At 54.0% G+C, this 12,613-nt stretch carries 11 protein-coding genes; 4 read left to right on the forward strand and 7 right to left on the reverse strand.

Going from position 1 to position 12,613, the window contains the following annotated elements:
* The first annotated feature begins 50 nt into the window (after nt 1-50).
* Both C8N36_RS24020 and C8N36_RS22345 read left to right on the forward strand, forming a co-directional pair.
* Complete coding sequence (locus tag C8N36_RS24020; RefSeq protein WP_141468251.1) at nt 51-491, forward strand: hypothetical protein; 441 nt, start codon at nt 51-53, stop codon at nt 489-491.
* Between the two features lie 153 nt (nt 492-644).
* Nucleotides 645-1,283, forward strand: a complete 639-nt coding sequence (locus tag C8N36_RS22345; RefSeq protein WP_097806925.1) for a MarC family protein — start codon at nt 645-647, stop codon at nt 1,281-1,283.
* 35 nt (nt 1,284-1,318) lie between these two features.
* On the opposite strand, the gene C8N36_RS22350 is transcribed toward C8N36_RS22345, so the two are convergent.
* Together C8N36_RS22350 and C8N36_RS22355 are read right to left on the reverse strand one after the other, a co-directional pair.
* On the reverse strand, nt 1,319-1,867 hold the full coding sequence (locus C8N36_RS22350) for a DUF3124 domain-containing protein (protein WP_170125962.1): 549 nt from the start codon (nt 1,865-1,867) through the stop codon (nt 1,319-1,321).
* Between the two features lie 52 nt (nt 1,868-1,919).
* Nucleotides 1,920-3,461 (reverse strand): amidohydrolase family protein, encoded by a 1,542-nt coding sequence (locus C8N36_RS22355; RefSeq protein ID WP_245911032.1) that lies wholly within the window; start codon nt 3,459-3,461, stop codon nt 1,920-1,922.
* Nucleotides 3,462-4,592: 1,131 nt separating this feature from the next.
* On the opposite strand from C8N36_RS22355, the gene C8N36_RS22360 reads away from it, so the two are divergent.
* Nucleotides 4,593-5,957: a serine hydrolase domain-containing protein gene (locus tag C8N36_RS22360; protein WP_097806928.1), complete on the forward strand. Its 1,365-nt coding sequence runs from the start codon at nt 4,593-4,595 to the stop codon at nt 5,955-5,957.
* Between the two features lie 654 nt (nt 5,958-6,611).
* Here C8N36_RS22360 and C8N36_RS22365 read toward each other — a convergent pair.
* From C8N36_RS22365 to C8N36_RS22385, 5 genes are all read right to left on the reverse strand, one after another.
* Nucleotides 6,612-7,247, reverse strand: a complete 636-nt coding sequence (locus tag C8N36_RS22365) for an aspartate/glutamate racemase family protein (protein WP_097806929.1) — start codon at nt 7,245-7,247, stop codon at nt 6,612-6,614.
* On the reverse strand, nt 7,247-8,083 hold the full coding sequence (locus C8N36_RS22370; RefSeq protein ID WP_097806930.1) for an ABC transporter permease: 837 nt from the start codon (nt 8,081-8,083) through the stop codon (nt 7,247-7,249). The genes C8N36_RS22365 and C8N36_RS22370 overlap by 1 nt, the downstream gene beginning before the upstream one ends.
* Nucleotides 8,083-8,946: an ABC transporter permease gene (locus C8N36_RS22375; protein WP_097806931.1), complete on the reverse strand. Its 864-nt coding sequence runs from the start codon at nt 8,944-8,946 to the stop codon at nt 8,083-8,085. Before C8N36_RS22375 ends, C8N36_RS22370 begins: the two co-directional genes overlap by 1 nt.
* A gap of 69 nt (nt 8,947-9,015) precedes the next feature.
* Entirely contained in the window at nt 9,016-10,302 is a 1,287-nt protein-coding gene (locus C8N36_RS22380; protein ID WP_097806932.1) for an ABC transporter substrate-binding protein, read from the reverse strand.
* A gap of 35 nt (nt 10,303-10,337) precedes the next feature.
* Nucleotides 10,338-11,321 (reverse strand): ABC transporter ATP-binding protein, encoded by a 984-nt coding sequence (locus tag C8N36_RS22385; protein ID WP_097806933.1) that lies wholly within the window; start codon nt 11,319-11,321, stop codon nt 10,338-10,340.
* 222 nt (nt 11,322-11,543) lie between these two features.
* Between C8N36_RS22385 and C8N36_RS22390 the strand changes: the two genes are divergently transcribed.
* Nucleotides 11,544-12,251 (forward strand): GntR family transcriptional regulator, encoded by a 708-nt coding sequence (locus C8N36_RS22390; RefSeq protein WP_097806939.1) that lies wholly within the window; start codon nt 11,544-11,546, stop codon nt 12,249-12,251.
* Nucleotides 12,252-12,613 lie beyond the last annotated feature (362 nt).

The raw sequence follows: 12,613 nt of genomic DNA on the forward strand, positions 1-12,613 counted from the left end.
CAAAGCAGACTTTGGGTTGATACCGGGCCAAGGTCGGTTAAGGGCCGTTTGTGCCGACCGTCGCGAACGGCCCTGAGCAGCCTTTGGCAGGGAAGCCAAACGCCGCGATGCAGCTTCACCGGACCAGCCATTCGACACACCGTGCAGCATTTTCGAAGAACGAAGGGAAGGTCGCGGACAAAGCCGCCATTCCCGTCGTTGGCGACAATGACGGCGGCCAACCCGCAGCGGTCATAGACATGGGTGACGCGCCAATTAAGCGGCGGGTGTATAATATCTTTGGTCCATCTCACCAAAAGCGGCCACTCACCGAACCGGGCGGGCTACGTCCAAAGCTGCGGGCCGCATCAGGGGCAGCACTGCTCAGACAACGACATTTGCAAAGTCGGGCGAGGCCCAACCCTGCCATTGGCTACATCGCTCAACGCCGCTGTGCGGCTTCGCCTGCCCCAACGATCCTGCATCGCGCAGCATTTTGCGCATGTGGATGAAGCCAACGCTGACAAAGCGGCAGTTTGTAGTAACCTGGAATTGAAACGGCTATTTCGAGGACATTCTTTACGGCCAAGCTATAGTTCCTCGTCCAAGATGCCCGCGACAAAAAAACTCGTGCAATCGCCTCTGTTACATGGTCAGTAGTGCTAATGGATATTTTGGAACGATTTGTCACGCTTTGGGTGGTTATTGACCCCATAGGTACAATACCAGTGTTTATTGCCGTAACCGCAGGCATGGAGGCCAGTGCTCGGCGTTCTGCTGCATTGCTGGCAACCGTGGTCAGCGCGGGTATTTTGCTTTTCTTCCTAGTTTTGGGGCAATTGCTGATCGACGCGCTTGGCATAAGCCTTTTGTCCTTTCAGGTGGCGGGAGGCATTGTTCTGTTTCTGTTTGCTCTCACTATGATCTTTGGAGAGCCGAAGCAGGAAACAGATAAACGGTCGGTGGCATCAGATGAGGATCTGAAGGAAACAGAGCGTCCCTCGCCAGCGATTTTCCCGCTCGCGGTGCCATCTCTCGCATCTCCGGGCGCGATGCTCGCCATTGTCCTGCTTACAGATAACAATCATACTGCTGTCGCAGACCAGGCACTCACAGCTATGGTCATGATTGGTGTTTTGCTTGTTGCCTATGCATGTATGCTGTTGGCTGGTCCGATCATCCGTCTGATTGGAAACTCGGGCGCTGCAATTATCAGCCGCGTCATGGGAATGGTTCTTGCTTCGGTGGCAGCAGACGCTGTCTTGTCAGCCGTTTTAGAAATCGTAAGTACCGGATCGTTGTAAGGCCCCGACATTCCGCACCAACGCATTTACAGCACCTATTTTGTCTCTTCTCCGTCACGTGAAATCACGCGGCCAGAAAGCGAAAAGGAAATCCCGTGCGTGCCATTACCACCGATCATGATCGCCATGACCTCAGGTGAGCAGGACGCGTTCTTGGATGTCCATTCAAGAAGATAGTTGGCACCAATCCCGCCTCGGTCATCGCGTATCTCTGTCAGGAAATCAGCCGAAGCAAACGGCCCAAGCTCCAAAGGGGCGGCAAGAAATGCCTTTACATGTTTGCCTGTTTCATCGTGGAACGAGACCGCAGTTAACTCTATTGAATGAATGGGGTCTACGTTGTGGATCACCAATGTCGAAGCAAGAGGCTGCTTGTCACGTTCCTGAGTATGGATACGCGATAAAGCGGGGACATAAACGGTCTCGGATATAGCACGCAGGCAAGGGGCTGACACATCCTCGGCCCAAGCGGGCGGTCCTGTGAAAACAGCAAGTACGCCTGTCAGAAGAGTGGGCGCTAGCAGGCCCGTCTTCCTGAACGGCAAGTGAAACCTTTTTGAGCTGCTGCAATCATGGTCGGTCATAGATGTTTCCCTATCCGTCATTTCCTTGGTGGTCATTGAGCCCAGACCAACATCATTGTTTGGTAACCCGGCGAATTGCTTGGCCGCTGCTAGCGTCGAGAACAAGATCTCCGTCCTTGACCGTGAAGTCTCCGTTGACCAGCAAGGTCTGGACACCTTCAGCAGGCTGATTTGCGTGTTCATATGTGGCGTAGTCGGAAATTGTAGCAGGATCGAACACGACGATGTCAGCATCCATTCCCACTTGAATTCGTCCCTTCTTGCGCATTTGTGGCACAAAATCTTCCAACACCTGTGCGGGCATCAGGGACATCTTGTTAATTGCGGTCGACATAGACATCAAACCACGCTCGCGCACGTAGCTGCGCAGAATTTTCGCAAATGTCCCGGCCGCGCGGGGATGCGTAAACACGTTATCGGGAAGCGGCCAATCATCGCCCGTGTATGTCACGACCATTCCATGTTCGTTAAAATAGGACCAAAAAACCGAATCCGATGCGATATTGGTGGAGGGATGTGTGACCGACGCGTCAAGCAACGACAAACCCTGTGGATCCGCCTCATCCAAGAAGTGCCACGTGATAAAGGTACCCGGATCATTGGCCTGATAATCGGCCAATTCTTCTTCGGTCATGCGCTCTGTACCCAACTGAAAGTTCTGGGCCGTGGAATCCATGCGTTCCCGCCAGCCGTCTCCACTGAACATCGCCGCCCCGACTACAGTATTGCCTGCGCCATATGGATAGGCTTCGACGGTCACATTGATGCCTTGCGCCTGCGCGCGCTCCACGAGGTCCAGCGTCGCGTGAATATCAGAAAGGGACGAGCTGTTAATGTGGCAGATGTGCATGTGGGCACCTGTCAACGCCGCGTTTGCGATCAACTCCTTGATGGCCTCAAACGACCCCTGAGGCTCCAAATTGCTAGCATAACGCACGTGCGTATAAGTCGCGACATTATGTTCGGCCGCCATTTTTGCCAGTGCGAAATATTCTTTCTGTCCATATCCCGGCGCATAACCAGCATTGATGCCGATGCCCAAACCGCCCTCGTTCAATCCTTGTTCGACCAGAGACAAAATGCGGGCCTGCTCTTCTTTTGTTGCAATATCCAGCTTCCACTCCGTGTCGCTCTGCGCGTCTTGAAAATACCCGGGGGTGGCAACAGGCGCGGTATGCGAAAACGTTGCGATCCGCGCAAACGTCCACGCCGCTGCCGCACCATAGTTGATCGGATTGGTAGCCTTAGCCATCTCATCATACCAGTCCCCAATTGGTAGTACGCCGGACTCAAGTTCAAGAATTGTGGTCACACCCTGCATGGCTTGCATCCGCATGTCCGGCAAGGCCATCCCATGCGCATGCAGATCGATGAACCCCGGCGCAACAACATGACCTGTTGCATCGACAACAACATCGCCCTCCAGTTCGAATTCACTCACAGCCGTGATCTGATTGTCGTTGATAGCGACGTGCCGGATGGCATCAAGACCAGTTTCCGGGTCAATCACACGGCCATTCAGTATAACGATGTCGTTGGAAAATGCAGGGCCTGCAAAAGCTAAAGCCGCAACCATGGTGAGGAAATTGCGCATATTGAAACTCCACATAAAATACTCAAAATACCTCCTTGACCGTACAGAGCATTTCCAATGTGGCAAGCGCTCGTTGCGGTGCGAAACAAATAATTGAATTGGCTGTCAACTATCCACTACCCCACGCGGCTGCATCGAAATGCCTCCGATGATTGCATTTTTTCTAACAGTTTTGAGACTCTTGAAAGCGATAGTGAGATGCTGGCAGCAAGGCGCATTCTATGTTTTTGGGAATCGTCCAGAAACAAGCCTTATGAGGTGGTATGGCAACGAACGAGATTGTTTGGAAAGCTCCCCTCGAGGACGTCGGCTCCCCATGCAGTAGGTAAGAGGTTTTCTTAGTGGCAACTTTGTCCGCATAGTGTGAGCTCACCGGGTTCGAAACCTCGCAGTCGCAGCGAACGGCACGAACGGGGAGCTGCGCCACAGCAGAAATCCTCGGTTGGTTGTGCCAAACGAGAGAGTTTGTAGAGGGCTCTTCTGCGCTGTACTGCCGCTAGTACCAGGCGCAGCATTCGGCGCTTTGGGCTCACTACCGCCTTGCGGCGATGCGGCAGCAGGCCTGCAGCGAAAACGTAGGTTTCTCCGATTGCCCAGGGATCGGTGTCAGCCCAAAGCAGACATGAAACGCCAGCACGTCGGGCGAAAAACGTTCATTTGCTGCAGTTGCTCAATTACCAAAAATTGTTCCGATAAAGCTGACCTCAAGGAAACGGCTCGTAGCTTTTTCGATCACTATCAATAGAGACGATGCTCACAGTTTTGTGCGCCTTTGGCGCGTCTCCCTTTGGTGCCTAAATTCGGGGAAAACATTGTGGAGCCGCCTTCCCCAAAAGCGGCTTCATTCCTTTAGCTGCCTCAGACGCGCGCGTACTTTGTGCAACCGGCCATCGGCCATTGCCCGCCGGTGCATCGTTTCCGAAGATTTCGACCAAAACCTATGCGGTGTCCGAAGGGGGGAGCCGTTCAAATGCCGGCATCGTCCGGCCCCTGGGTGCCCATTTAACATTCAGGGCGGCGGTTCTACTTGCGCGGCACATGGGTGGCAGCTGCCTTGACTGCCGATCGCGGCATATGATCTAAAAATAGAATTACTGCCAAACATACAATTGTCGCATATTGGAGATTTCCATGCACAAAGAATTTTGGACCTCGGCCTTTGCTGTGATCGCAACACTACTGCCCTTTGCCGCAAGTGCGCAGGACCACCCCCTGGCTCAATATCTGGAGGTGCCAGGCGCAACAACGACCTTGCCAGTCGACACCGCCAAAACGCCATGGTCGCTACAGTTTTCGAAAGAAGCACAGGCCGCATTTGAAAATTTTCACTATCAGATGGGTGGTGACCACGCTCTGTACTACAATCAAAACCTGTCAGAATTTTTGCCAACGGCTTATTCCTCACCGCACCCGATCTACATGCCGCTGGAACGCGCACCGAAAGCCGACATTGCCGATGCAGTGGTTTTCCCAGTCAACGAGGGTAAGCTATCACTAAACGAATATATCGAGCATCCGAACCACCGTGTTCAAGGCATCATGATGGTTCACAAAGGGAAAGTGGTGTTCGAATCCTTCCCGGGAATGAACCCGATGGATCGGCATGTCTGGATGTCACCAGGCAAGGCCACAGTTGGTTTGGTCATGGCTATGATGGAGGAAGAGGGCAAGATCGACACATCACTGCCGGTGTCGGATTATGCGTCGGAACTGCAGGGCACACTTTGGGACGATGTCCCGATGCTGGATGCTCTTAATATGTCGGCGGGCCTTGCACTGGAAGAAACTCTGGAATCGATTACGGACCCAGCGTCGATTATTGTGCGTTTCTTTTCTGCCGAATTCGGTGCCCCTAATCCAATGACCGGTGAGACAGAGAACTGGCTCGATATTTTACGCGACGCAGAAGCGATTGCGGGTGAAAAACCCGGCGAAGTATTCCGTTATTCGTCGGCTGTGACACAGGTGGCCGTCCTCGCCGCCGAGAGGATCGACGACATGACCTGGGCCGATCTCTTTGAAACTCGGATTTGGGGTAAGGTCGGCGCACGTATGGATTTCCAACACCAACTGATGCCGGATGGCACCGCGGTTTCGCACGGTTTGATTTCCACAACGCTCGAAGATTTCGCCCGTTTCGGCATGCTGTTCACCCCAAGTTGGCACAAGACAGCACACGAGCAGGTTGTCTCTGATGCGGTGCTGAAACGCTTGCAGACTGCGGGCAATGTCGAAGCCTTTCGCGCAGGGGCCAAGTTCGCTGGACTGACTGAGGAATTCGGCGAAGAGCCCTTGATGAATTCCATGCAGTTCGATGCCATTTTCGAGGATGGCGCGCTCTACAAGCACGGCAACATCGGGCAAGGCATCTATATCGATCCTGCGCGTGATTTCGTCGGTGTTTACTACTCAACCAACGGCTATATCCCCCCCTATGGAGAAGACAAGGCTATGGGTTTCCTCCGAACCGCTGCAAAACACTTTGCAGGAGAATGATGCTGTGTCGGGCTATTGAAAAAATTGGGGCATTTTGCACAAATTCTTATGTGGGCAATGCTCCCCTCTCCTCGATGAAATCGTCCTAGCGTCTTTGCAATGGGGAATGCCAACTTGCTGTGGGTCACCTGAATGCGGGCTTTCCCGGGTCCGCGAGGAGGAAGCCCGATCTGCTCCACCAAAACGCACCAGAGTCGAGGCAAAACCTTGCAGCCAATTGGGCCTTTCGCGACATGCTCGCGCGTATCAAAGGCCGACTTTGCAAAGCCCGCTTTCTCCGCAGAGCCGACTTTGAAGACCTGTGCAGCATGAGGGGTTTGACCTGTTAGGGTCTCAATGGCCGCTTTTGCCTGTCCGACCCGAAGCATGTGCAGCCGCAGCGAACTTCCGGTTTCCGCCCTACTGGTCAAAGTGGGACCAATGCTGCGCTCTGCACGAATGACTTGGAAGGGCTGACAACGGTCATTCGGTTACGTTTACCCCCTCAGGGCCGCTGATGATCCAAAATCGCGCGGTGCGCCGCCGCAAGGCGGCTTCGAGCCCAAAATGTTGGATGCTGCGGTCAGAATAAATGGCGGCTTCCGGAGGCATAGCGTCCGTTAACTTTGAACTGCAATCTCAATTATTAGTTGCGTCGCGATCTTGGAACAAAGGCTACTTAGCGAAAAGCTTCGCAAGCTGCGCAGCTGATGTGACACCGTCAACGAGCCGAACAGCTCCAGTTTCACCAAAATATGCCGGAATATGGACCATACCGGCGCAACCAAGGACGACTGTATCAACGTTGTCCTCGGCGACAGCACGATTGATTTCAGCCACCACGGCAGGTGCGGTTCCGGCTGGGTCTGTTTCCAGATCCAAAACAGGAACACCACAGGCGCGGACGCGGGCCAGTTGGGAAGTGAAGCCGTAGGCGTGAATGTTGCTTTCCAGAACGGGCACAGACACAGCCAAGGTGGTTACGACTGAAAACCTGCGCCCCGAAAGCACAGCCATGTGATAGGCAGCTTGGCCGATACCAATAACTGGACAAGCCGCGATATTGCGGGCGGCATTCAGCCCCGTATCGTCAAAACAACCGATAATAATTGCTTTTGCACCGGCGTTCGAGGCTTTGTGCACCAGCGTCAACAATGGCGGGATGCAGGCCGCGCCGTCCTTAGGACCTTGGATGGCGGCAGGCCCTTCGAGGGAGGTCCAACCTTGCAACACCACGCCTGCCTTTGATGCAGTTTCGATCATAGCCTTCGTCATGGCGTCGGTGCTGTTGGGGTTGATTAGAACGATCATCAAACGGCCCTTCCCGCGTCACTGCCCGCGCGTGCTTTGCGCCGGTTACTCAGCAGTGCTAGGGTAAGAACCCCCCCGATGATCAGCAGGGAGAACAATGTCGTCAGCGTGCCGAGCGCATAGAGCACAGGCGAGGTCACATTGGTCGTCATCCCGTAGATTTCCAACGGAAGCGTATTGTAGCTGCCTGCTGTCAGCAGGGTGCGCGCGAATTCGTCATAACTGAGCGTGAAGCCGAACAAGGCCACGCCAATCAGCGAGGGCGCGATGATCGGCAGCACGACATAGCGGATGGTCTGCCAAGGGGATGCCCCAAGATCACGAGCGGCTTCCTCGTAGCTTTTGTCGAACCGGTTGAAGACGGCGAACATGATGAGCAGGCCGAATGGCAGCGTCCACGTCAGTTGCGCGCCAAAACCAGATGTGGACCAGTGTACGTTCAACCCACTTTGCGAGAACAACAGACCCACGCCTAGCGAAACCAGGATTGACGGGATCACCAGTGCCGTAATGATCAGGTAAAACAGGATGCCCGAGCCTAGGAACTTTTTGCGAAACGCGAGCCCCCCTATGACCGACACGACCACCGTTGTGACCATCACCATCAGGCCCAATACGATGGAACGGCGAAAACTGCCCCAGATGTCGCCGACGGCCTGTTGTTCGAACAGATCGTAGAACCAATACATCGACACGCCGCGCATGGGGAATGTCAGGCCGCCGCCTTCGCCTTGGAACGACAAAATTCCGATGGTCAGGGTCGGGCCGTACAAAAACAAGACGAACAGCCCAAAAAAAGCGGACAGAATGTAGAATGAGCGAGAGCGGGGTTCCATTAAAGTTCCTTCCGAATGTCGACAAAACGCAGCAGGATGCCGATTGTGATCAGCACTGATGCGAGCAACACAATCGCCGTGGCCGATGCGCTTGGATATTGGAGCAGCGCAATGTCGTTCGATATCAGGCGGCCCACATTGGCCGATTGGCTACCGCTCATGAAGCGCACTGTGATAAAATCGCCCATCACCAGTGTGACCACGAAAATGGTGCCGATCATGATCCCCGGTTTCGTCAAGGGGATGATGACGTTCCACAGGATTTGCGCGCCGTTTGCACCTGCGTCGCGTGCGGCCTCGATCAGGCTTTTGTCGATGCGCATCATCGTGTTGAAGATCGGGACGACCATGAACAGCGTGTAAAGGTGAACGAAGGCGAGGATAACCGAGAAGTCACTGAACAAGAGCCATTCGAGCGGTTCGTCGATAACGCCCCATGACATCAATGTTGTATTGGCAATCCCGTTGCGTCCGAGGAAAGGGATCCAAGAGATCATGCGGATGATGTTGGAGGTCAAGAACGGGATCGTACATACTAAAAACAGCGCCACCTGCCACGTCAGGCTGCGGATATGGAACGCTAGATAATAGGCAACCGTGAACCCGATCACCAAAGTGAAGGCCCAAGTGATCAGCGCATATTTGAACGTATTGTAGAACACTTTGTAGGTCACGGATGACCCGAACAGAAATTCGTAGTTGTCGAATTCAAATGCGGGAATGATAGAAAATTCGGTGGCCCGCCAAAAACTCACGATCACAATCAAGATGATCGGCATCAGAAGAAAAACCAGTAGCACGACGGCAAGTGGCGAGACCATGAGCCAGCCGGACAGGTTGCGATTTTCGAGGAGCTTTTTCATTATGGGGGGCTTTGTATTAAGGTATTGAAAGCGGGTGCGCCTCTCATCAAGGCGCACCCATTCGTCAGCTTAAGCCGCGATAAATTCGTTCCATTTGCGAACCATGTACTGGTTTTCATCCATGACAGAGTTCCAGCACGCCACAGCGCCCATACGGTCATTGAACGAGCCGCCATCACGCACTTCTCCAGCGCCCGCCAGCTTGTCACCGAACGGCGATGCGATGTCGCCCGTGGCTTCTTTGCCCTCGAACCAGAAGCCCCATTCATTCTCTGACATAAAGGCCTTGGAGGTTTCCGGCACAGCAGAGTAATACCCCTGCTTCATCAAGAAGCCGCCAACCCAGCCGGAGAGGTACCAGTTGATATATTCATAGGCTGCATCAAGCTCGATACCGGACAATGCGGCCGAGATACCAAGGCCGCCGCCCCATGAGCGGTAGCCTTCTTTGAGCGGCTGGTAGACGCAAGGAATACCTTGGGATTTGACGGCTGTGATTGCCGGCGACCACATGGATTGTATCACAACTTCGCCGGAGGCCATCAAGTTGACGCTTTCATCGAACGACTTCCAGAAGGCGCGGAACTGACCGTTGTTTTTGGCCTCTGTGAAGATGCCGATGGTCATATCGATTTCTTCTTTGGTCATGTTGCCTTTGTCTGGGTAGGTGTATTCGCCCATGGATTCCACGACCATCGCCATGTCCATAATACCGATGGAGGAGATGTCGAGGATTGACGCCTTGCCTTTGAATTCCGGGTTCAGAAGCTCGGACCAGTTGTTGATCGGACGGCCGATCAGGTCGGGGCGAATACCCAGAGTGTCGGCGTTGTAGATTGTCGGGATCAGGGTCATCCATCCGGATTCTTCTTGTACAAAATCAGTACCATTCTGACCGGAAGTAAAACCGACTGTGTGCGGAGCTGTACCTTGGGCGATTGTGCTTTCTGGTGTCAGCTTACCATCACGGAAGATACCGACGATCTTGTCGTAATTGGCCAGCTTGGACGTGTCCATCGCCTGCAAATTACCCGCAGCCCATACCTTTTTACAGATGAAGTATTCGATGTCGGCAATGTCAAAGCTGTTTGGCTGTGTCGCCGCGCGCTGTGTGACGCTGTCAGTGTCGAGCGCCGTCATTTCCAGTGTGAAGCCGAGGTCTTCTTTTACCTGTGTTGCCACTTCGTTGAGATTGGACACTCCTGTGCCGAACTGGCGGATGGTGATGTCTTTGATATTTTGCGCCCAAAGCATGGGGGCACCAAGGGTTGTCGCGCCAGCGGTGATTGCAGTGGATGCGGCACCCTTCAGCAATGTGCGGCGGCTCAGGCCAGTACGGGATGTAAATTTGGTCATTCGTCGTCTCCTTGTCGGTGGGAAAGTGCCGCGGTTTATGCGGTCAGTTGGTGAAGATTTTTGGCATCCCAATGCAGACCAATCTGGTCGCCGGGGTGATGCGGGTTCGTGAAGTATATTGCTTCGGGCACCATGGCCGTCACCTCTTGGTCGCCTGAAATACGCGACAGCAACGAGACGTGAGTGCCTTGGTATTCAACGGCAGTCACCTGTGCGTCCAAAGTGCCTTTTTTTGGCGCAGTGACGGTGACAGCATCCGTGCGAATTGCGAAACAACCATTGGGTAGCGCGATCACGTTATGCCCACCCATAAACTGCGCCACGAAACGGGTTTTAGGGGCGTTGAATACGTCGCGCGCAGGACCTGCCTGTTCGATCACAGCGTCATTCATCACGACGATTTCATCAGCCAGCGCCAATGCTTCATCTTGCCCGTGGGTGACATGAATAAAGCTGATCCCCAGTTCCTTTTGTAGCTTTTTGAGTTCGCCGCGCATTCGGATGCGTAAAAACGGATCGAGCGCAGACAGCGGTTCATCCAGCAACAAGACCTCAGGGCGAGTGATCAGTGCTCGGGCCAGCGCAACACGTTGTTGCTGTCCCCCGGACAGTTGGTCAGGCAGGCGGTCGGCCAGTATGGTCAGATCTACCAGTTCCAGCATCTCACCTGCTTTGGTGTGGCGTTCTTTGGGTTCCACCCCCTTCATTTTCAAACTAAAGGCAATGTTGTCGCGTACGCTAAGATGCGGAAACAAAGCATAATTCTGGAACATCATCGCGGTGCCACGCCGGGCTGGTGGCAGATCGGAGATATCGCGCCCAGACAACAAAATCGAACCTTCGGTCACGCTTTCATGGCCCGCGATCATCCTCAGGGTTGATGACTTTCCACAGCCCGAAGGCCCAAGAAGGCAGGTGTAGGAGGACGGTTGGAACCGATGTTGTATCGCATCTACTGCAACGTTCGGGCCATAGCGTTTGGTGACGTCCACCAGTTCCAGATCATGTTTTACAGTCATGTACGCTCCTGTGTTGAAACAAGGTGGGCGCTTGTGATGACGTAAGTTCAAACAGTGCTTGCGGTTTTCGGGAAGAAGTCAGGCCGATGGCACAAAATTGAGCGGACAAATTCCGCGATGCGTAATTATTGGACACAATGTGAGCTGCGCATTGTATACAACTTTGGCGCATCTTGTTTACGCGGTATGCCTCTGGCATGAGTGATTCTGAAGGAAACACCCATGTCGGCAATGCCCATCTCCACGCCCAAACCACAAGATGTCACACAAAAGGTAGCTGATGCGCTGGCGCTGGCGATCCATGAGCATCGTCTCGCGCCGGGTACAAAGCTGGGCGAGGACGAAATTGGCGAAATCTACAACGTGTCTCGAACCGTTGTACGCGCGGCACTCCAATCCCTTGCGCATGTTCAGCTTGTGGAAATCCAGCGCAACAAGGGTGCCTTCGTCGCAAGTCCGACCCCGCGAGAGGCCCGCGAAGTGTTCGAAGCCCGCGCCTTACTGGAACCGCGCACCGCCCGCTCTGCCGCCAGCCGTGCCACCCCACACGACATTGAAATACTGAAAGATCACATCGCCCAAGAGCATGCAGCCATGGATGCTGGTGACAATGGTCGTGCGCTGAACCTGTCAGGGCGCTTCCATATCGAGCTTGCGCGGATCGCGGATCAGGACACGATCGGACGGTTTATCGAAACTTTGATCGCACGCTCTTCGCTGGTCATAGCACTCTATTGGCGGCGCGAGAGCGCGCTATGTGAAAGTCACGCCCATCACGCCCTGGTGCAATCAATTGCCGATGGGGACGAACAGAACGCCGAAGAGTTGATGCGCAGCCACCTTGTCGATCTAAACTCGGCCCTCGATTTACGTGATCGCCCCGTTCAGGCGCAAAACCTGCGGGAATTGCTGCAAACGACCGCTGAATAGCAAATCGGTCTGAAAGCCTTCTACGAAGGCTGCTTTAAAGAGGTATGCAAGCGTCGCTTGATCACTATTGCACGGCCGTTTTGTCCCGCGCTGAACGGCTGCTTCAGGGAAGCCGCAATGCAGCAATCTGCTTGCTGATCATAGTCCGGTCAGGGTCCGAGTGGCGGGTTGAATTGGAATCTATCGCAAAGATGCCGCGTACAGGAGACAGCAAGAAACGAACCCAATTTGATGAGCGGACTAGGACACGGCATGGACCTGTCGCGGTTTGATGCCGCTCCTTTGATAGCATTTACTGCAACAAAGGAGACAGACTATGGGACTGAAACGTACGGACGAATTTCGCCAAGATGCGGTGCGTA

The organism is Pelagimonas varians (assembly GCF_003208435.1).
Lineage (GTDB): Bacteria > Pseudomonadota > Alphaproteobacteria > Rhodobacterales > Rhodobacteraceae > Pelagimonas > Pelagimonas varians.